General features: G+C 61.4%; 15 protein-coding genes and 3 tRNA genes. All 18 read right to left on the reverse strand.

Annotation, left to right across the window (positions count from 1 at the left end):
- Nucleotide 1: 1 nt before the first annotated feature.
- The 18 genes from ACYZTK_RS05695 to truA all read right to left on the reverse strand — a co-directional run bounded on the left by ACYZTK_RS05695 (nucleotide 2) and on the right by truA (nucleotide 19874).
- Nucleotides 2-541 carry a (2Fe-2S)-binding protein gene (locus ACYZTK_RS05695; protein WP_462013552.1) on the reverse strand — a complete coding sequence of 180 codons (540 nt, stop codon included), beginning with the start codon at nucleotides 539-541 and terminating at the stop codon, nucleotides 2-4.
- The gene (locus ACYZTK_RS05700) at nucleotides 534-3365 is read right to left on the reverse strand and encodes a xanthine dehydrogenase family protein molybdopterin-binding subunit (RefSeq protein ID WP_462013553.1); all 2832 of its coding nucleotides are present in this window, start codon (nucleotides 3363-3365) and stop codon (nucleotides 534-536) included. Before ACYZTK_RS05700 ends, ACYZTK_RS05695 begins: the two co-directional genes overlap by 8 nt.
- A 489-nt stretch (nucleotides 3366-3854) precedes the next feature.
- Nucleotides 3855-5603: an ATP-binding cassette domain-containing protein gene (locus ACYZTK_RS05705; RefSeq protein ID WP_462013554.1), complete on the reverse strand. Its 1749-nt coding sequence runs from the start codon at nucleotides 5601-5603 to the stop codon at nucleotides 3855-3857.
- Nucleotides 5604-6037: 434 nt separating this feature from the next.
- Nucleotides 6038-8440, reverse strand: coding sequence for a TonB-dependent siderophore receptor (locus ACYZTK_RS05710; RefSeq protein ID WP_462013555.1), 2403 nt, complete (start codon nucleotides 8438-8440; stop codon nucleotides 6038-6040).
- Nucleotides 8441-8507: 67 nt separating this feature from the next.
- Nucleotides 8508-9452, reverse strand: coding sequence for a FecR domain-containing protein (locus ACYZTK_RS05715; protein WP_462013556.1), 945 nt, complete (start codon nucleotides 9450-9452; stop codon nucleotides 8508-8510).
- Nucleotides 9449-9958 carry a sigma-70 family RNA polymerase sigma factor gene (locus ACYZTK_RS05720; protein ID WP_462013557.1) on the reverse strand — a complete coding sequence of 170 codons (510 nt, stop codon included), beginning with the start codon at nucleotides 9956-9958 and terminating at the stop codon, nucleotides 9449-9451. The genes ACYZTK_RS05715 and ACYZTK_RS05720 overlap by 4 nt, the downstream gene beginning before the upstream one ends.
- 337 nt (nucleotides 9959-10295) lie before the next feature.
- Nucleotides 10296-10372, reverse strand: a tRNA-Asp gene (locus tag ACYZTK_RS05725).
- A gap of 89 nt (nucleotides 10373-10461) precedes the next feature.
- Nucleotides 10462-10538: transfer RNA gene (locus ACYZTK_RS05730), tRNA-Asp, on the reverse strand.
- Between the two features lie 55 nt (nucleotides 10539-10593).
- Nucleotides 10594-10669: transfer RNA gene (locus ACYZTK_RS05735), tRNA-Val, on the reverse strand.
- Nucleotides 10670-10874: 205 nt separating this feature from the next.
- A complete protein-coding gene (locus ACYZTK_RS05740; protein ID WP_462013558.1) occupies nucleotides 10875-11651 on the reverse strand; it encodes an SDR family oxidoreductase in 777 nt (258 codons plus the stop codon).
- Complete coding sequence (locus ACYZTK_RS05745; protein ID WP_462013559.1) at nucleotides 11648-12859, reverse strand: O-succinylhomoserine sulfhydrylase; 1212 nt, start codon at nucleotides 12857-12859, stop codon at nucleotides 11648-11650. The genes ACYZTK_RS05740 and ACYZTK_RS05745 overlap by 4 nt, the downstream gene beginning before the upstream one ends.
- Before the next feature lie 125 nt (nucleotides 12860-12984).
- Nucleotides 12985-14490, reverse strand: coding sequence for an amidophosphoribosyltransferase (gene purF, locus ACYZTK_RS05750; RefSeq protein WP_266012920.1), 1506 nt, complete (start codon nucleotides 14488-14490; stop codon nucleotides 12985-12987).
- A 41-nt stretch (nucleotides 14491-14531) separates the two neighbouring features.
- Nucleotides 14532-15092 carry a CvpA family protein gene (locus tag ACYZTK_RS05755; RefSeq protein WP_462013560.1) on the reverse strand — a complete coding sequence of 187 codons (561 nt, stop codon included), beginning with the start codon at nucleotides 15090-15092 and terminating at the stop codon, nucleotides 14532-14534.
- 99 nt (nucleotides 15093-15191) lie between these two features.
- Nucleotides 15192-15878, reverse strand: a complete 687-nt coding sequence (locus tag ACYZTK_RS05760; RefSeq protein WP_462013561.1) for an SPOR domain-containing protein — start codon at nucleotides 15876-15878, stop codon at nucleotides 15192-15194.
- Nucleotides 15862-17169, reverse strand: coding sequence for a bifunctional tetrahydrofolate synthase/dihydrofolate synthase (gene folC, locus ACYZTK_RS05765; RefSeq protein ID WP_462013562.1), 1308 nt, complete (start codon nucleotides 17167-17169; stop codon nucleotides 15862-15864). Before folC ends, ACYZTK_RS05760 begins: the two co-directional genes overlap by 17 nt.
- Nucleotides 17166-18086, reverse strand: coding sequence for an acetyl-CoA carboxylase, carboxyltransferase subunit beta (gene accD, locus ACYZTK_RS05770; protein ID WP_462013563.1), 921 nt, complete (start codon nucleotides 18084-18086; stop codon nucleotides 17166-17168). Before accD ends, folC begins: the two co-directional genes overlap by 4 nt.
- A 249-nt stretch (nucleotides 18087-18335) precedes the next feature.
- Entirely contained in the window at nucleotides 18336-18986 is a 651-nt protein-coding gene (locus ACYZTK_RS05775) for a phosphoribosylanthranilate isomerase (RefSeq protein ID WP_462013564.1), read from the reverse strand.
- A 63-nt stretch (nucleotides 18987-19049) separates the two neighbouring features.
- Nucleotides 19050-19874, reverse strand: a complete 825-nt coding sequence (truA, locus tag ACYZTK_RS05780; RefSeq protein WP_462014859.1) for a tRNA pseudouridine(38-40) synthase TruA — start codon at nucleotides 19872-19874, stop codon at nucleotides 19050-19052.
- Nucleotides 19875-19885 lie beyond the last annotated feature (11 nt).

The raw sequence follows: 19885 nt of genomic DNA on the forward strand, positions 1-19885 counted from the left end.
CTTAACCCTCCTTGACCAGGCCGAGATCGGTCAGCACGTTGCGCGTCGCGCTGTAGTAACGCACGTAGCCGGTGCAGCGGCAGACGTGGTGACCGAGGCTGTCCTCGATGACTTGTTCCAGCTGACTTTTGACGATCGGCTGACGCTGCAGTTTCTCAACCAGGACGGTCGCGGCGTTGACGAAGCCCGGCGCGCAATAGCTGCACTGGAAGGCGAATTCATCGACGAAGCGTTGCTGGATCGGGTTCAGTTCGGTGACCTGCCCCTGCTCGTCGCGGGTCGCATGGCCTTCGATGGTGCGGACTTTCTTGCCTTCGAAATAGTGCGCGCCGGTGATGCAGGTGCGCACTTCCTCGCTGGTGCCGTCAGGGTTGTCAACGATCACCACGCAGGCGTGGCAGATACCCTGGCCGCAGCCCAGGCGCGAGCCGGTGAGGTTCTTGTATTCGTGCAGGTAGTCGATCATCGGCAGGTCATCAGGGATGTCCACCGGGCCGACGGATTGACCGTTGAGGGTCAGTTGAAACGGACGGTTAGCCATTGAGGGCCTCCTTGATGCGAGCAGAAGTGATAGGCAGGTCGCGCACGCGTTTGCCGATAGCGTGGGCCACGGCGTTACCGATGGCGCCGACCACGGGGATCATCACCACTTCGGCGATGCCCTTGGAGGGATCGCTCGGTGACAGCGGCGGGAGAATGTCCGCGGTCTGGTTCCACACCGCCACGTGGCGTGCCATCGGCAGGCGATAACGGTTGAAGTTCCAGTCACCCTCCCCCGGCCCGCCTTCGTACAGCGGCATTTCTTCCAGCAGCGCGTGGCCGATGCCCATGGCGATGCCGCCCTCCAGTTGCCCCCTGACCAGCTCTTCCACCAGCACCCGACCGCACTCGACCCACGAGTGATGGTTGAGCACCTGCACTTCGGCGGAGCCCTTGTTGACTTTCAACTCGACCAGCGTTGCCACCGGGCTGTAGTAAGTCACCGCAGCGTTGTTCAGCTGGGTGTCCGGGTAGTGCACGTTCTGCCGATCCAGCAGATGGAAACCGGCGCTGTTCATCTGCGCCTTTTTCGCGTTCGGTGCGCCATCGCCGTACTTCACCGCCAGCCCATCGAGTGGCAGGCGCTCGCGCACGCCGTCGATGCTGTACTCGGCCTCGGCCCAACTCCAGCGGTTGAAACCGTGGACGCTGGCGCCCGTAACCAGGCCTTTGTCGTGGGCGTGCTTGGCCAACTGCTCGAAACTCAGCGGCTGCATGCCGTTGGCCGTGAGCTTGCCGTCGACCCAGTGCGCGTCTTCGCGGCGCACCACATACGGGTTGGCCTGACCGCCGTAAGGGCCCTGGCCCCAGATCTGCAGCGCTGCCGGCCACAGGCCGTGGTTGAACAGCACGCGCGCCGCTTCACGGGTGGCGTGGCTGAAGTAGTAGGCGGAGTTGGTCGCCGAAGAGGCCGACGCCAGCTTGCCGACCCAGCGCGGATTACGCAGCAAGGTGTCCTGCTCGGCCTGGCTCATGATGTACGGGTTGCCGCCGGTGATCAGCGCCAGCTCTTGCCATTCGGTCTCGCCAGTCTTCACTTCGTGAGCCGGGCTGCCGAGGAAATCGGCCACCACCAGCGCTTGCGAAGTGGACATGCCGGTGCCGATTTCGATGCCGATGTGACGCAGATGGATGCGCCCTTCAGCATTGAATTCGACGCTCGCCATCGGCGCTTCGGAACCGGTGCCGAAGTCCTTCTGGCAGATGGCGAAGCCGACGCCATACCAGTGATCCGGATCCTGTGCTTCGCGCTGTTGCTTGATCTGGTCGCGGTTTTTCCAGACCTCGTGCACGGCCGCCTTGTCGAGTATTTCGTGCAGGCGCAACGCACCTGCCGGCACCGCTCCCTGGGTGTTTTTCATGCCCGAGACCATGGCGTTTTTGCGGCGCAGGTCGATAGCGTCGATGCCGAGGCGACCGGCAATTTCGTCGACCATCATCTCGGTTGAAGCCATGCTCTGCAAGGTGCCGTAGCCGCGCATCGACCCGGCTTCAACGGCGCGGGAATGGTAGGCCGTGACCTGCAGATCGTTCTGCGGCATGTAGTAGATCGACTGCGCCGCGGTGGCGCCGACCGCCGCTACGGACGGGCTATAGTTGACGCGTCCACCGCCGTCGACGCTCATTTCGGCGCGGAAGATCTTGAAGCTGTAATCGGTCTTGTCCACCGCCAACTGGTAGCGGATATCGAACGGGTGACGCTTGATGCCGCTCTGGAACTGCTCGTAGCGATCGTTGGCCAGACGCACTGGCACACCGGCGCCGTACAGGGCCGCAAGCGCCGCGTAGTAGACGAAAATGTTGTGGTCCTTGGAACCGTAACCCACGGTGTAGCCCGGGTGCATGTTGAGATTGGCCAGGCCGAAACGCGACGGCGCGATCATCTTCGCGGTCTCGGTGGCGGTCTCCAGCGGGCACTGGGTGGCGACCACAAAATGCAGAGTCTTGCTCGCGGGGTCGTACCAGCCGTTGCCGTTGTCCGGCTCCATGGCGGCCGGCTCGATCGACGGGGTTTTGTAGCGCTCGTCGAACACCAGCCAGTTGTCGGGCGGCGTGTCGATCTGCTGCTTCATGCGATCGGCATAGAACAGCCCGCGCTCGGTCAGGTTGCCGTGCAGGTTGGGCTGGGAATTCCACACAGGGCGACGGTTTTTCAACATCGGGAACAGGATCGAATCCTTGAGGCTGGCGAATTCGTCCTCGTCAGCCGAGGTTGCACCGCCGACTCGCACGTAGCGGAAGCTGCCGTAGGGATCACCCTCGTAGAATGGCACTTTGTCGCCATAGCGAATGGCTTTGTCGTTGAACTTGAGCTTGGCCTTGGCCTGACGGAAGCGCTCGAAGTCATTCCAGATCAGAATCGCCACCGGATGGCCGATGAACATCGGCACCTTGCCGACCGGCAGCAGCGGATCGGGGGCGTGTTCTTCGGGGAAGACGATGCCGTCTTTCACCAGGTCTTCGGCAGTGACGATGCGGTCCGGCTGTAAATCAGCGCCGAGCCACGCCAGGTCGTAACCGGCGTAGATCCGGTCGGCCTTGGTGATTTTCAGCAGCATGGCGTGGCCTTGCTGCTCGGGCCAGCCCGGCATGTCCTTGGCGCGGATGTCGCGGGCGAACACCTTGCTGCCGCAGACCTTGGACAGGGCATCGTTACGCGAGCGCGCCTTGCCGTCGTTGCCGAGCCACTGCTCGGACGGCACGGTCACGCTGTTCTCCATCAAGGCGGCCAGGGCCTGGGTGCTGAGCGGCGTAAGCGTCACGCTCACCCCCGCCACCAGGCCGCCCTGCAGGAACGAGCGCCGGGATATTTCACGGTTGGACATGGATCATCCTCTGGGCGGTTATGGGCCCGCCCTTGTGGTTATGTTCTGGAAATCTCGAGTCTTGCAGGAACCCTTTTTGGACGAAGCAAAAGGGCTTGGTTGACAGTGCAAAGCTGACCGAAAGGTTAACTTTAAAGGTTTATGCGCTCGCGGCAAACAACCAGTTACAAAAAACTGACTGGAAGATCAAAATATTGGTAGGTTTTGAGTTGATGGTGGCGGGTTAGTCAGTCCCATGGCGGATGGGATGACGTCATCGCGAGCAGGCTCACTCCTACAGTGATCTGTGTTGTGGCATACATTGAGTGAACAACGGAAAACCCTGTGGGAGCGGGCTTGCTCGCGAAGGGGCCGTGTCAGGCGACGCAGATGGTGGATGCCACACCGCTTTCGCGAGCAAGCCCGCTCCCACACTGGGTCGGTGCCAGGCTCGAAATCGAATATGCCGCATTTCCCTGTAGGAGTGAGCCTGCTCGCGATGACGTCAGATCAGTCGACCCGTTGGTCCTGCGAATGAAGCGAGCTCAGTAAACTCTTCACTGCAGTCCTGCCGACCAACTCAATCCACGGCCCATCCTCAGCAATCGCGCCGTCATGCATGACGATCACCCGATCAAACCGATGCAGATGCTCCACGTCGTGAGTCGCGCAAATCAGCCCGCGCCCGGCAAAGGATTCGAACAGCAGATCCCAAACCGGTCCCGCCAGTTTCGGTTCGATGGATGCGCTGGGTTCGTCGAACAAATTGAACACACCGGGTCTGTTGATCAGCCGCAGCAACGACAGACGCTTGGCCTCCCCGCCGGAAATGTTGGAGGCATTTTCCGTAAGGCTGCGTTGGGAAACGATCACCTCAATGTTCAGGCGCTGAATCGCCTGATCCAATTGCGAAGAAGGCTCAACACCCAACAGCACAGAGTGTTTAAAGATGCCTTCGAGAAACGCGGGTGATTGAGGGCAGTATCTCAGGGCTTGCAAATGGCTGCGGGCCTGTAGTGTTGATACGGCAACGTCGTCGATACTCAATCGATTTCTCGAAGCCACATCCAGCCCAGCCAGCACCTCCAGCAATGTTGATTTACCCGAACCACTGGGGCCTGTAATGGCCACCGACTGGCCTTGGGTGAACGTGAGGGTTTGCGCGACGCACAATCGCTCAGCCTCACCATCAGTCACCACGCAGGGTTCGAGTACCAGCGTCGACGGTTCCCGGGGAAGAACCGAAGCCTGCCGGCTGTCATCGTCGAAATCGGGCATTGCCAATAACTGCTGGAGTCGACGCTGATCTGCAAGAAACTGATCCAGTAGTCGATAGCCTTCAGTCAATGCGCTGATGTTGAGCAGAAAACCTGTCGCAATCGAGAAGATGGCCACAAGCTGCCCAACGCTGATACTGGGCGCGCCTGAAAGCTGATCCAGAACTCCCCAGCCGAGTAATGCCCCTGTGGACAGGCTGATGAACAGGATTTTAGCGCCACCCAATAAACCGCCAGAGCCGGCGACGGTTACTGCCGCCTTGGCGTACTGCCCGAATGCATGGTTCAAGGGCTGGATTGCGGTTCGCTCGGCGCTTTCCAGCTTGATCGACTTGGCAGTGCTCAAGGTGGCGAAGAGCACCGCCCCCAACTCATCCTCCGTGTCGTTGACCGCGTCGATGTGCTTTCTGCGCCACCTGATGATCTGGTGGGCGACGCACATGTAGACGACTCCCATCCCGCTCATCGCGAAGAAAATAGCGGTGCCGCCCATGTAATAAAAAGCGCCCCCGACGATGAGGAACTCCAGGCACAGGGGGAGCCTGACGGTGACGAAAAAAGTCAGCAACTGCTCATGGGCCGAGATTCCGCGCTCCACGGACTTGATGAAGTTTCCGATGCGCCAGGAATTGAATTGCGCAAACTCTTTGCGCATCAACTGCGCGATCCAGTTTATCGAGGCATCCAGGACTACTTGTTGAACCAGTTTCGACAGGCAGAATATTTGCAGCGGATTGATGATCGCCTGGATGCAGCCAGCCGCAGTGATGGCCGCTGTCAGCAGTAGCAGAACGTTGGTTTCGGGTGGGCTGGCAGCACTCAGTGCATCGACGATTTTTCCTAGCAACAACGGTGGTGCCAGTGCGATGAGTTTCAGGGCTATCACTGCGGTGACGGTTGATAGTAGCAGCGCTGAGTGGTTTTGGCAGGCTGTTTTGATGAGTGATTGCATGAGGTTGCCGTCGCAGTTGTTGCTGGGCATTCATTAGTGTCGTCGAGGTGTTTTTATTCAATCTTGTGGGCGCGTGGAGCGTCCCAAGTTGGTGTAGGCGTGTTCTGGTATTTGGGTGGGATGTTTCTGGGGGGCTCGCTCGCGATGGGGTCTGAGCAGTTAATTTTTTAGTGGATGTACCACCGCTATCGCGGGCAAGCCCGGCTCCCACAGGGATTTTCAGTGTACGCGTGAATGGAGTTCGCAGCAGATTACTGTGGGAGCGGGCTTGCCCGCGATGGCGTCAGGTCAGCCACCTCCCTGTTGGATGTGCCACCGCTATCGCGAGCAGGCTCGCTCCTACAGGGGGTTGCGGCGAACGTAAAAATGGTGTGCGCTGCGGATACTGTAGGAGTGAGCCTGCTCGCGATGGCGTCGGGTCAGTCAACACCATCCGGCATCGCCAGCAAGCCAACTCCTAAAGGTTAGAAATCCACTGTCGCCGAGAGCAGGTAAGTCCGCGGTGTTGAGAGCGTCAACCCCGGCTCGCTGTCATCCGACGCACCCGCCGAGCTCCAGTAGCGTTTGTCCGCCACGTTCTCGACGTTGCCGCGCAAGGTGATAGTCCTGTCATCGAGCTTGAACGCGTAACGTGCACCCACGTCGAAGCGTTCCCACGAGTCGATCTCCTTGTTGTTGGACTGGTCCAGGTACTGCGAGCTTGAGTAGATGCCGCGGCTGGTCAGGGTCAGGCCCTGGAGGGTCGGCACGTCCCACTCGGCGCCGAGGTTGACGTTGTATTTCGGCGTGGCCGGCGCGCGGTTACCATCGAAGGTGCCGTTAGTGGTGTGGGTCAGTTCGCTGTCGATGTACATCACGCCGCCCAGCAGGCGGAAACCTTCGAGGGGTTCGCCAAATACGCTCAGCTCCACGCCCTTGTTCTCACGCTTGCCGTTCGGGCCGAAGACCCGCGTGGTGGCGTTGGTTTCGTAAGCCGGTTGCTTGATGCGGAATACCGCTGCGGTAACGGCGAACGGGCCGGCGTCATATTTGGCGCCGACTTCGACCTGACGGCTGATGAAGGGCGGGAAGATTTCGTCTTCGTTGACCGAGGTCGACGGCGCGATCTTGCCCTGGCTCAAACCTTCCATGTAGTTGGCGTATAACGACAGCTTGTCGGTGGCCTTGAACAGGATGCCGCCCGACGGCGAAATCTTTTCCTCGTCGTAGGCGGTCGCGCCCTTGATGTTATCGGACCAGTCGTCCACTTTCACCCGCTGCCAGCGTGCACCAACGGTCAGCAGCAACCGGTCATCGAAGAACCCCAGAGTGTCGGACAACGCCACTCCGCTGAAGCGGTTCTCGGTGTAGACCTTGGCGTCCTGGCGCGTCGGCCTGGCCGGCGTGGGAGTGTCCACTGGGTTGTAGATATTGCTGGGCGCTGCGGCGTACCGCGCACCGCCATTCTCGAAGTCCATGTAGAAGTAGCTGGCTGCTAGATTGACCTCATGGCTCACCGGGCCGGTATGAAACCAGTTGCGCACCCCGGCCGTGGCTGTCCGCACATTTTCGTCGCGGGTGAAGTCACGGGGTTGCACGCTGAAATCTCCGGCATCATTGGTGACTGAAACCGCATGCCGGAGGAAGTCGTGATTACTTTTACGCGCGCCGACTCCGCCATAGAGCATCACTGAATCATTGACGTCGAATTCACCATTCACTGTGCCGAAGGTGTCCTCGGTACGCGCCTTGCTCCACGCCTGCGCATAATTGTGGCGGACATCACCGGCTCGCGGGACTTGGGCGTTGACGCCGACCTGCACGCGCTCCTGGGGCGCGTCGGTATTGCGCTCGGTGTGGCCGATGTCGGTCGATAGGCGCAGGCGCTCGCCGCGAAAATCCAGGCCCAGCACGGCCATCTCGCGGTCGATACTCTGGTGATCCCACTCGGTGTCGCCGGACTGTTTCACGCCGTTGAAGCGCAGGCCGAACTTGTCATCCTCGCCAAAGCGCCGGCCGACATCCACGGCTCCGCCGAGCTGGTTGTTGGACGCGTAGCTGCCGGTAAACGAAGTGATTGGTTTGTCGGTCGCACGCTTGGGCACAACGTTTATCCCGCCGCCGACACTGCCCCGGGGCGAGATGCCGTTGATCAGCTGGCTCGGGCCTTTGAGGATGTCGACGCGGTCTGCCATTTCCATGTCGATGGTGTAAGTCGGCAGCACGCCATAGAGACCGTTGTAGGCGACATCACTGTTGAACAGGCTGAGCCCGCGAATGGTGAATTGCTCATAGCGCCCACCGGCCGGATTGGTGGCGCGCACCGAAGGGTCGTTGGCGATCAGGTCGCCCAGAGTGCGAGCCTGCTGGTTCTCGATTACTTCGCTGGTGTAAGTGGTCATGCTGAACGGCGTTTCCATGAAGTCTTTGGAGCCGAGCAAGCCTTGGGAACCGCGCCGTGCGACCTGGCCGCCGGCAAACACTTCGCCACCCTCCCCGCCGGTGGCGCCGAGAATCGAGGTGGGAGCGAGCTGCAGGCTGCTGCCTTCCGGCGTAGGCGTGAGAATGTACGCTTGCTCGCCCACCGCCTGCAGTTGCAGACCAGAACCCTGGAGCAACCGTGCGAAGCCCTCCTCCACGGCGAATTCACCGGACAGCCCGCGACTGCTGCGCCCGCTGACCAGCGCCGGGTCGACCGACAGATTGACGCCGGACAGACCGGCGAAACGGGTCAGTGCATCGCTCAGGCTGCCGGCCGGTACCTGATAGCTGCGCCGGTTGCTGTCCTCGGCCCAGCTTGGCGAGATCAACAATGGACTGGCACTCAGTCCGAGCAGCAGGCTCAGGTGCAACAACGGACGCAAGCGTGGGGAGGAAGCGGTAGGCATCGAATAGGCTCTCTTGATTCGTTCACATGCCTTGAATGACAAGCGAGTCGAAAAAAGGGGACAGGCCTTACACACTATTTTTGCGCGGCAGCAACGTCACCCAATAGCGGGTTCGCGAATGCACCTCCAACGGCAGGCTGGCCGCCAGCAGCGCGAGGACCCGGTCGGTGTCGTCCAGGCGAAAACTGCCGGTGACGCGCAGGGTTTCCAGCTCCGGTTCCCAGCGCAACAGGCCCGGTCGATAGGTGCTCAGTTCGCGCAGAAAATCCCCCAGCGCCTGGTTGTTCGCCGTCAGAACGCCCTCGCGCCATCCCGGGGCCTGGATATCGAATGGCATGACAGATCCGGCACCAACGGCCTGAAGGCTGATTTGCTGACCTGCGCGCAGTGCCACTGTCGGACCTTGCAACGGTTGCAACTGGACGGTGCCGCCGAACACCGATACCCGGCAGGCACTCGCGTCTTGGCGAACGCAGACTTCGCTGTGGCTGACGATGACATTGCCAAAACGGGTCTGGATCGTCAGCGGCACATTTCCCGGCACCTTCAGTGACAGCTCGCCCTCTATGAGCTTCACGCGCTGCGCCTGCAGATCAACATCGACGGCACTGGCAGTGTTGAGCTGCAACGTGCTGCCGTCGGCCAGCTGGATCTGTTTGCGCTCGCCGGTGGCGGTGCGCAGATCGGCACGCCAGGTATCCAGGGGCAATTCCCGGCTGATCAACCACGCCGCCGGCACCAGCGCCACCGCGCCCAACGCACGTTTCAGCACCTTGCGCCGGGCCGGATCGGGACGATCCAGGCTGCTCAGTGCCAGCCCTGATGGCAGGTCGGCAAAACGCTGGCGCAGGGCCTGGGCCTTCTGCCAGGCCTGCTCATGGGTGGCACAGGCATCACGCCAGCGCTGCAAATTCGCCCGATCCTGCTCGTTGGCGCTGCCGGATTCCAGCAGTGCGAGCCATTGAGCGGCTGCGCGGACAGCCTGGCGAGTATCGGCAGCCTGAGCGTTCACAGGTCCACCAGCAGGCAATGTTCATAGGCTTGCGCCATGTAGCGCTTGATGGTGCGCTCGGACACTTGCAGGCGCTCGGCGATTTGCCCGTAAGTCAGGCCTTCGAGCTGGCTCCAGAGAAATGCCCGGCGCACGGCGCGTGGGAGGCCGTCGAGCAGTTCGTCCAGTGCTTGCAGGGTCTCCAGCAGCAGCCAGCGTTGCTCGGGCGATGGCGCACAGTCTTCCGGCATCGATGCCAGTGCCGCCAGGTAGGCCTGTTCGAGGCTGCGGCGCTGGTAGAAATTGCTCAGCAGGCGCTTGCCCACGGTCAGCAGGTAGGCTCGGGGTTCTTGCAGGTCGGCGATTCGCTGGGAGCTGGCGAGCACCCGCAGGAACGTATCCTGGCTGAGGTCTGCGGCATCACAGCTGTTACCCAGGCGCCTGCGCAACCAGGTCTCGAGCCAGCCGCGATGATCGCGGTACAGGTCGTGAAAGGTTGGCTCCTTCGGCATCACTGCGTCACTCATCTCAAGAAGCCCTGTGCCAGGAGTTATCGTAAATGAGAGTGATTCTAATTAATGTCGGCGCTGGGAAGGAAGCTGTTTATGCATTGAGCACGAAGATATCCATGTCCACTCTCCCCTGTGGGAGCGAGCCTGCTCGCGATTGCGGCGGTTCAGCCAGCAATGGTGCTGATTGACCTGACGCCATCGCGAGCAGGAGGGGGCGGTGTTTCAGGGAGATAGGTAAATCGCAGACACAAAAAACCCCGGTCTTTCGACCAGGGTCTTTGCTATCGACTCGAAGATAGCCTACGGCTTTTCTTCGTAGCTCCAAGGCGTTCAGTGGGCCTTGTAGCAGATATGGCGCAGCGGACGGGACTCGAACCCGCGACCCCCGGCGTGACAGGCCGGTATTCTAACCGACTGAACTACCGCTGCGTATCGCTTTGGACTTGCGTCCTAACTCGTCTGACTGGAAGCTTCGAGGCTTTCAATCTCGAGCCAGGTTAGACCTGACTCGGAAAATATGGCGCAGCGGACGGGACTCGAACCCGCGACCCCCGGCGTGACAGGCCGGTATTCTAACCGACTGAACTACCGCTGCGCGTCGGTGGAGGCTTTTAACAGCTTCCATCTTGCTTGCGCAAGACTCTCGGAAGTGGTGGGTGATGACGGGATCGAACCGCCGACATTCTGCTTGTAAGGCAGACGCTCTCCCAGCTGAGCTAATCACCCGTTTGCATCTCCGAGGCCGCGAAATTTACGCAGGTACCGATGCTAAGTCAATAGCAGGATTGAAGTTTTTCTGAAAAAGACGAAATGGTGTCAGTTGCTGATGGGCGTGATGACTGCCAGACCGCTATCGCGAGCAGGCTCACTCCTACAATGGTCCGCGTTGCACCTGTAGGAGTGAGCCTGCTCGCGATGGGGCCTGACCCTGTCACTCGCTATAAATCATCTTCTTGCTCATACCACCATCCACCACAAACTCCTGCCCCGTGACGAAGCCGGCATTTCTCGACAGCAACCACGCCACCATCGCCGCCACGTCCTCGACCGTCCCTACCCTGCCCGCCGGATGCTGGGCGTGGTCGGCATCGGTCAGCGGTTCGGCGCGACGCGCGGATGGATCCCGGGCGTCGATCCAGCCGGGGCTGACGGCATTGACCCGAATCTCCGGCCCCAGGCTGATCGCCAGGGCATGAGTCAGGGCCAACAGGCCGCCCTTGCTCGCCGCATAGGCCTCTGAGTCCGGCTCCGACTGCCCGGCGCGGGTCGAGGCCAGGTTGACGATCGCTCCGCTGTGCGCGCGCAGGTACGGCGCGCAGTGCTTGGCCAACAGCATCGGGCCGCTGAGATTGACCGCCAGCACCCGATTCCAGTAGGCCAGATCGAGGCTTTCCAGGGTGATGTTGTGCGGGTCGGCCACCGCCGCGTTGCAGACCAGCGCATCCAGCCGCCCGAACTGCCCCAGCACTTCGGCCACACCCAGTGCCACCTGCCCTTCGTTCGAGACGTCCATGGCAATGAACCAGGCGTTATCACCCAGCACCTTGGCCACTTTCGAACCGCGGACCCGATCCAGGTCGGTCAGCACGACTTGCCAGCCTTCGCTGATCAGCCAGGCCGAAATACCCAGGCCGATGCCGCGGGCAGCACCCGTGACCAGCGCAACCCGGCCATTGGTGCCGGTACCGGGCGTCGACAACTCGATCACAGCGCAGCCAGACCGCGCGCCAGGTCGGCTTGCAGGTCTGCCACGTCTTCCAGGCCGACCGCAACGCGGATCAAGCTGTCACGAATACCCGCCGCCTCACGTTCCTGCGGCGCCAGGCGGCCGTGGGACGTGGTGCTCGGGTGAGTGATGGTGGTCTTGGTGTCGCCGAGGTTGGCGGTGATGGAAATCAACCGGGTTGCATCGATAAAGCGCCAGGCGCCCTCTTTGCCGCCTTTGACCTCGAAGCTCACAACCGCGCCAAAGCCTTTCTGCTGACGTTGGGCCAGTTCGTGCTGTGGATGGCTCTTGAGGCCGGCATAGTGGACTTTTTCGATGCCGTCCTGCTGTTCCAGCCATTCGGCCAGTTGCTGGGCATTGGCGCAATGCGCCTTCATCCGCAAGCCAAGGGTTTCCAGGCCTTTGAGGAAAATCCAGGCGTTGAACGGGCTTAACGTCGGCCCGGCGGTGCGCAGGAAGCCGACGACTTCTTTCATGTGCTCGCTACGACCGGCGACCACACCACCCATGCAACGACCCTGGCCGTCGATGAATTTGGTCGCCGAGTGCACGACGATGTCCGCGCCCAGCTTCAGCGGCTGTTGCAATGCAGGGGTGCAGAAGCAGTTGTCGACCACCAGCATCGCGCCTTTGGCGTGGGCGATCTTCGCCAGTTCGGCGATATCCACCAGCTCGGCCAGCGGATTGGACGGCGACTCGACGAACAGCAATTTGGTGTCGGCCTTGATCGCCGCATCCCAGCCGGACAGGTCCGCCAGGGGCACGTAGTCGACTTCGACGCCAAAACGCTTGAAGTACTTTTCGAACAGGCTGATGGTCGAACCGAACACGCTGCGCGACACCAGTACGTGATCGCCGGCGCTGCACAGGCTCATGACCACGGCCATGATCGCCGCCATGCCGGTGGCGGTGGCCACGGCTTGCTCGGCGCTTTCCAGCGCAGCGATGCGCTCTTCGAAGGCGCGCACGGTCGGGTTGGTGTAGCGCGAGTAAACGTTGCCTGGCACTTCCCCGGCAAAACGTGCCGCGGCGTCTGCAGCGGTGCGGAAGACATAGCTGGAAGTGAAGAACATCGGATCACCGTGTTCGCCTTCCGGCGTGCGGTGTTGACCGGCGCGTACGGCCAGGGTATCGAACGCTACGCCTTCGAGGTCGCTGTCCAGCCGACCGGCATCCCAATCCTGACTCATGCTGTCACTCCTTTGCCTTGCTCGGTAATGGAAACCAAACCGGCCTGTGGGAGCAAGGCTTGCCCGCGATGGGGTCTCGCAAACGCCATCGCGGGCAAGCCTTGCTCCTACAAGCCGGTAGTTACTCAGTTGTTATACAGATCAATGATCGCGCTGACTGCCTGGGTCTTGACCTTGGAGGCATCGTTGCGTGCCTGCTCGATCTTGTTCAGGTAAGCCTCATCGACGTCACCGGTGACGTACTGGCCGTCGAACACTGCGCAATCGAACTTGTCGATCTTGATCTTGCCGCCACCGACGGCTTCGATCAAGTCAGGCAGGTCCTGGTAGATCAGCCAGTCGGCGCCGATCAGATCCGCCACATCCTGGGTCGAACGGTTGTGCGCGATCAGTTCATGCGCGCTCGGCATGTCAATGCCGTACACGTTCGGGTAGCGCACGGCTGGTGCTGCGGAGCAGAAGTAGACGTTCTTGGCGCCGGCTTCGCGAGCCATCTGGATGATCTGCTTGCAGGTGGTGCCGCGCACGATCGAGTCGTCCACCAGCATCACGTTCTTGCCGCGGAATTCCAGTTCGATGGCGTTGAGCTTCTGGCGTACGGACTTTTTCCGTGCTGCCTGGCCCGGCATGATGAAGGTCCGGCCGATGTAGCGGTTCTTCACGAAGCCTTCGCGGAATTTCACGCCCAGGTGATTCGCCAGCTCCAGGGCGGCGGTGCGGCTGGTGTCCGGGATCGGGATAACCACGTCGATGTCGTGCTCCGGACGCTCGCGCAGGATCTTCTCGGCCAGTTTCTCGCCCATGCGCAGGCGTGCCTTGTACACCGACACGCCGTCGATGATCGAGTCCGGACGCGCCAGGTAGACGTGTTCGAAGATGCACGGGGTCAGGGACGGGTTGTTGGCGCACTGACGGGTGTGCAACTTGCCGTCTTCCGTGATGTAGACCGCTTCGCCCGGCGCCAGGTCGCGAATCAGGGTGAAACCGAGCACGTCCAGGGACACGCTTTCGGAGGCGATCATGTACTCGACGCCTTCGTCGGTGTGACGCTGACCGAAGACGATCGGACGGATGCCGTGCGGGTCACGGAAACCGACGATACCGTAGCCGGTGATCATCGCCACGACTGCGTAACCACCCACGCAACGGTTGTGCACGTCGGTGACGGCGGCGAACACGTCTTCTTCGGTTGGCTGCAACTTGCCGCGCTGGGCCAGTTCGTGTGCAAACACGTTGAGCAGCACTTCCGAGTCGGAGTTGGTGTTGACGTGGCGCAGGTCAGATTCGTAAATCTCCTTGGCCAGCTGTTCAACGTTGGTCAGGTTGCCGTTGTGCGCCAGGGTGATGCCGTAAGGCGAGTTGACGTAAAACGGTTGAGCCTCGGCCGAAGTCGAACTGCCGGCGGTCGGATAACGGACGTGGCCGATACCCATGTGACCGACCAGGCGCTGCATGTGACGCTGATGGAACACGTCACGTACCAGGCCATTGTCCTTGCGCAGGAATAACCGGCCATCATGGCTGGTCACGATACCGGCAGCGTCCTGGCCGCGGTGCTGGAGGACGGTTAGCGCGTCATACAGCGCCTGATTGACGTTCGACTTACCGACGATACCGACGATGCCACACATGCGACGCAACCCCTACTTAATGGATCTGAACTGAGCAACTCTCACTGAGGCGTTTTCGCCGTCGGCATGAGTTGCTCCTTGAACGGTATCTCAGCGGGTACGCTGATACCGCTGGCAAGCCACTGACTGCTCCACCCGAGAATCAGGTTCTTGGACCAGTCGGCGACCAATAGAAACTTTGGCACGAGCTGTGATTCTTTCCACCACCCGTCCTGCTGTACCGGCCCCAGGCTCAACAGCCCGACCGCCACGACCACCAACAGCACGCCACGCGCGGCGCCGAAGGCCATGCCGAGGAATCGATCGGTCCCGGACAACCCGGTGACGCGTACCAACTCGCCGATAAGATAATTGATCATTGCGCCTACTATCAAAGTGGCGACAAACATGATGGCACAGCCCGCGATCACACGGGCTGATGGCGTTTCGATGTATCCGGCGAGGTGCTCGGACAGTGCGCCACCGAACATCCAGGCGACGACTCCTGCGATGATCCAGGTCACCAGCGATAATGCTTCTTTGACGAAGCCGCGGCTAAGACTGATCAATGCGGAGATGGCGACGATTGCAACGATCGCCCAGTCAACCCAGGTAAATGGCACAGTGCAGCCTACAGACGGATAAGGCGGCGCATTTTAGCAGAGCGCATGCCTGTCGGTAAGCTGCGATTAGCAGTGCATTTCAAATGAGGGCGATAGTTTTCAACCGCGCTCAGGCTGGAAACGCACGACAAAACCCTTGAGGTTCTGCTGGCGACCCAGCAAATCACGCAAGCGGTCGGCTTCGGCGCGCTCGATCAGCGGTCCGACGAACACCCGATTCTTGCCGTCAGCCGTGCGGATGTAGGCGTTGTAGCCTTGGCTGCGCAGGGATTTCTGCAGGCTTTCGGCACTGGCACGGTTCGCCAGACTGGCCAGTTGCACCGACCAGCTGACCGACAGGCCATTGGCGTCGACACGGCTTTGACTGGTGTCCGGCTTGCCTGGCGCTGCAGTGATTGGCTGGGCCGGCGGCGTGCTTGGCTTGGCGGCCAGCGCTGGCACGGGTGCCGGGGCCGGTGCTACAGGCTTGGCTGCTGGAGCCGGCGCCGGGGCTGGGGCTGGGGCTGGGGCGGCAGGCGCGATTGGCGTGGAGGGTGCTTCCTGCTGGGCGATTTCTTCATCGCTCGGCACCGGTTCCTGCGGCAGGGCCTGAGGTTCAGGCACGACCACGGGCTCAATCTGAACCTGAGGCTGCGCAGGCGCTTGCGGTGCAGACGGCGCCTCGACGGTCACCTGGCGCTGTTCATCCTGACGGGAGAACAGCATCGGCAGGAAAATCACCGCCAGGGCCACCAGCACCAGGGCGCCGACCATGCGTTGTTTGTAAGCCTTATCCAGCAATGCCATTTGCCGCTTCCTCCGTGGAGCGCCGGGCCAACCACTCAAGGGCCTCGGCGACACAATAAAATGATCCGAACAACAGAATCTCGTCGTCGCTCGTCGCTCGTGCGCACTGCCCTTCAAGGGCGGCGGCCACGCTGGCATAGGACGTTACCGAAGCGCCAAGGTTCTGCAGCGCCTGCTGTAAATCCGCAACCGGGCGCGCCCGGGGTGAATCCAGCGGCGCAACAGCCCAGTGCTGGACACTGGCATGCAACTCGCCAACAACACCTTGCAGATCCTTGTCCGCCAGCAAACCGAAAACTGCCAGGCGCTTGCCGACCGGCGGACGACTGGACAGACGGCGCGCCAGATACTCGGCTGCATGGGGATTATGCCCCACGTCGAGCAACAGGTGCAGGCGCTTGCCCTGCCAGTCGAACTCGCGGCGATCAAGGCGCCCTACCACCCGAGTGGCTTCCAGGGCTGCAATGATCTGTGCATCCACCCAAGGCAGCCCGAGCAGCAGATAAGCCTGCAAGGCCAGTGCGGCGTTCTCCATTGGCAAGTCTAGCAGCGGCAGATCCCGCAGCTCGACCGTGTGCCCTTGGACGTCAACACCGCGCCATTGCCAGTGGTGATCGGTCACGCCCAGATCAAAATCGCGCCCACGCAGGAAAAACGGGCAAGCCAGCTCGCGCGCTTTATCCAGCAAGGGTTGTGGAGGATTCAGGTCGCCGCAGAGTGCCGGAGCACCCTGGCGAAAGATACCGGCCTTTTCGTAGGCCACCGACTCGCGGGTGTCGCCCAGATAATCAGCGTGGTCGACGCCGATACTGGTGACCAGCGCCATGTCCGCGTCCACCACGTTGACCGTATCCAGGCGCCCGCCCAAACCGACTTCGAGCACCACGGCGTCAAGCCCGGACTGTTGAAACAGCCAGAACGCCGCCAGGGTGCCCATTTCGAAGTAAGTCAGCGAGGTCTCGCCGCGGCCCGCCTCGACTGCAGCGAAGGCTTGGCACAGCTCGGCGTCAGTGGCTTCAACGCCGTTGACCTGCACCCGCTCGTTGTAACGCAGCAGGTGCGGAGAATTGTAGACACCGACTTTCAGGCCCTGCGCGCGCAGCAATGACGCCACGAATGCGCAGGTCGAACCCTTGCCGTTGGTGCCGGTGACCGTGATCACCCGAGGCGCCGGCTTGCCCAGCCCCATGCGGGACGCTACCTGTTGCGAACGCTCCAGCCCCATGTCGATGGCCGAAGGGTGCAACTGTTCCAGGTAGGCGAGCCACTCGCCAAGGGTACGTTGGGTCATATGTTGGCAGGCACCGGCGGAACCACGATCGGTTCGATTGGCGCAGCGACGAATTTCGGCGTCGGCAGGCCCATCATCTGTGCCAACAGGTTGCCCAGGCGTGGACGCAGTTCCTGACGGTGAACGATCATGTCGATCGCGCCGTGTTCCAGCAGGAACTCGCTGCGCTGGAAGCCTTCCGGCAGTTTTTCCCGCACGGTCTGCTCGATCACGCGCGGGCCGGCAAAGCCGATCAGCGCTTTCGGCTCACCGACGATCACGTCGCCGAGCATCGCCAGGCTGGCGGATACGCCGCCGTAGACCGGGTCGGTCAATACGGAGATGAACGGGATGCCTTCTTCACGCAGACGCGCCAATACCGCGGAGGTCTTGGCCATTTGCATCAGGGAGATCAGAGCTTCCTGCATCCGCGCGCCACCGGAAGCGGCGAAGCAGATCATCGGGCACTTGTTTTCCAGGGCGTAATTGGCCGCGCGAACAAAGCGCTCGCCGACGATGGCGCCCATGGAACCGCCCATGAAGGAGAATTCGAACGCCGAAACCACCACCGGCATGCCCAGCAGGGTGCCGCTCATGGACACCAGGGCGTCTTTCTCGCCAGTGGCTTTCTGGGCCGCAACCAGGCGGTCCTTGTACTTCTTGCCGTCGCGGAACTTCAGACGGTCAACCGGCTCCAGGTCAGCGCCCAGTTCGGCACGGCCTTCGGCGTCGAGGAAGATGTCGATGCGCGCGCGGGCGCCGATACGCATGTGGTGATTGCACTTGGGGCAAACATCCAGGGTCTTTTCCAGCTCCGGACGGTACAGCACCGCCTCGCAAGATGGGCATTTGTGCCACAGACCTTCAGGCACCGAGCTCTTCTTGACCTCGGAACGCATGATCGAAGGGATCAGTTTGTCTACCAACCAGTTGCTCATGCTTTCTTTCTCCAGTACCGGCGGCTCGAACGCTCTGGTTCGCAGCCCCGCGTATGCCCTTGAGCTAAATTCATGTGTGCGGCGATGATCGATGGGTGGCCACGGTCAGCGAAAAACGTGACCTGCGTACAACGCATGAATCCTCAGCCATGCCTGCTTTGTGCAAGTGCAGTTATGGACGGCGGCAGACTGCCAGCCGTCACATCAACGCCTGGATCAAAGGCCCGATCAAAAGATCGCAGCCTCGTTTCACTCGACAGCTCCTACGACAGCTCCTACGGCAGCTCCTGCGACCGCCTTGATGAAAGCCTGAATCTTCGCCTGATCCTTGATGCCCTTCCTCGCTTCCACTCCGCCGCTGACATCCACCGCGTAAGGCTGCACCCGGGAAATCGCCTCGGCGACATTATCCGGCGTCAAGCCACCCGCAAGGATGATCGGCTTGCTCAGGCCCTGCGGAATCAGAGACCAGTCGAACGCCTCGCCGGTTCCGCCCGGCACGCCTTCGACGTAGGCATCCAGCAGAATGCCGCTGGCGCTTGGGAAAGCGTTGCACGCCGCAGTGATATCATCGCCTGCCTTGACCCGCAGCGCCTTGATGTACGGCCGATGCCAGCCCTCACAGTCCTCTGCCGCTTCATCGCCATGGAACTGCAGCAGATCCAACGGTACGGCGTCGAGGATTTCCCCCAGCTCGCAGCGACTGGCGTTGACGAACAGGCCGACGGTGGTCACGAACGGCGGCAGCGCCTGGATGATCGAGCGGGCCTGTTGCACGTTCACTGCGCGTGGGCTCTTGGCGTAGAACACAAAACCAATGGCATCCGCCCCCGCTTCGACCGCCGCCAGCGCATCCTCCAAGCGGGTAATCCCGCAAATCTTGCTGCGAACGGCTGGCATGTCGATTAAACCCCAAGGTAATTCCGGGAAAGTCCCGGATGGTAACAAACTCGTTCGAGGGCGTCAGCCGTCAAGTTCGGCGAAACCGGTGAGGAAGTGTGGGCCAATGTAACGCTCGGGCAGCTGGAACTCGTCGCGGTATTCCACCTGCACCAGGTACAGGCCGAAAGGATGCGCGGTGACCCCGCCCGATCGGCGGATCCGGCTCTCCAGCACTTCCTTCATCCACTCCACCGGTCGCTCGCCGGCACCGATGGTCATCAAGACGCCGGCGATGTTGCGCACCATGTGATGCAGAAACGCGCTGGCGCGGATGTCCAGCACAATCATTTTGCCATGACGGGTCACGCGCAGGTGGTGCAGCTCCTTGACCGGAGACTTGGCCTGGCACTGGCCGGCACGGAACGCGCTGAAGTCATGGGTACCGACCAGGTACTGTGCCGCCTCGGCCATGCGCTCGACGTCCAGCGGGCGATGGTTCCAGGTGATTTCTTCGTTCAGGTGCGCCGGGCGTATCTGGTCGTTGTAGATCACGTAGCGATAGCGTCGGGCGACGGCCTTGAACCGCGCATGGAAATCCGCCGGCATGGCTTTGGCCCAACTGACACTGACGTCGTGGGGCAAGTTGATGTTGGCACCCATGACCCAGGCCTTCATCGTGCGTTCGACCTGGGTGTCGAAATGCACCACCTGGCCGCAGGCATGCACCCCGGCGTCGGTGCGCCCGGCGCACAGCAGTGAAACAGGTGCGTCGGCAACTTTCGACAGGGCCTTTTCCAGGGTTTCCTGCACGGTGAGCACACCGGAAGCCTGGCGCTGCCAGCCGCGGTAGCGCGAGCCTTTGTATTCAACGCCCAGGGCGATGCGGAAAAAGCCATCGGCCGCCATTTCGGCAGCCG

Source organism: Pseudomonas sp. LB3P31 (assembly GCF_054897945.1).

Bases quoted from the DNA above. Each gene is read 5' to 3' on its own strand.
- ACYZTK_RS05695 (WP_462013552.1), bottom strand. From the start codon at position 541: ATGGCTAACCGTCCGTTTCAACTGACCCTCAACGGTCAATCCGTCGGC.
- ACYZTK_RS05700 (WP_462013553.1), bottom strand. From the start codon at position 3,365: ATGTCCAACCGTGAAATATCCCGGCGCTCGTTCCTGCAGGGCGGCCTG.
- ACYZTK_RS05705 (WP_462013554.1), bottom strand. From the start codon at position 5,603: ATGCCCAGCAACAACTGCGACGGCAACCTCATGCAATCACTCATCAAA.
- ACYZTK_RS05710 (WP_462013555.1), bottom strand. From the start codon at position 8,440: ATGCCTACCGCTTCCTCCCCACGCTTGCGTCCGTTGTTGCACCTGAGC.
- ACYZTK_RS05720 (WP_462013557.1), bottom strand. From the start codon at position 9,958: ATGAGTGACGCAGTGATGCCGAAGGAGCCAACCTTTCACGACCTGTAC.
- ACYZTK_RS05745 (WP_462013559.1), bottom strand. From the start codon at position 12,859: ATGAGTCAGGATTGGGATGCCGGTCGGCTGGACAGCGACCTCGAAGGC.
- purF (WP_266012920.1), bottom strand. From the start codon at position 14,490: ATGTGTGGCATCGTCGGTATCGTCGGTAAGTCGAACGTCAATCAGGCG.
- ACYZTK_RS05760 (WP_462013561.1), bottom strand. From the start codon at position 15,878: ATGGCATTGCTGGATAAGGCTTACAAACAACGCATGGTCGGCGCCCTG.
- folC (WP_462013562.1), bottom strand. From the start codon at position 17,169: ATGACCCAACGTACCCTTGGCGAGTGGCTCGCCTACCTGGAACAGTTG.
- accD (WP_462013563.1), bottom strand. From the start codon at position 18,086: ATGAGCAACTGGTTGGTAGACAAACTGATCCCTTCGATCATGCGTTCC.
- ACYZTK_RS05775 (WP_462013564.1), bottom strand. From the start codon at position 18,986: ATGCCAGCCGTTCGCAGCAAGATTTGCGGGATTACCCGCTTGGAGGAT.
- truA (WP_462014859.1), bottom strand. From the start codon at position 19,874: ATGGCGGCCGATGGCTTTTTCCGCATCGCCCTGGGCGTTGAATACAAA.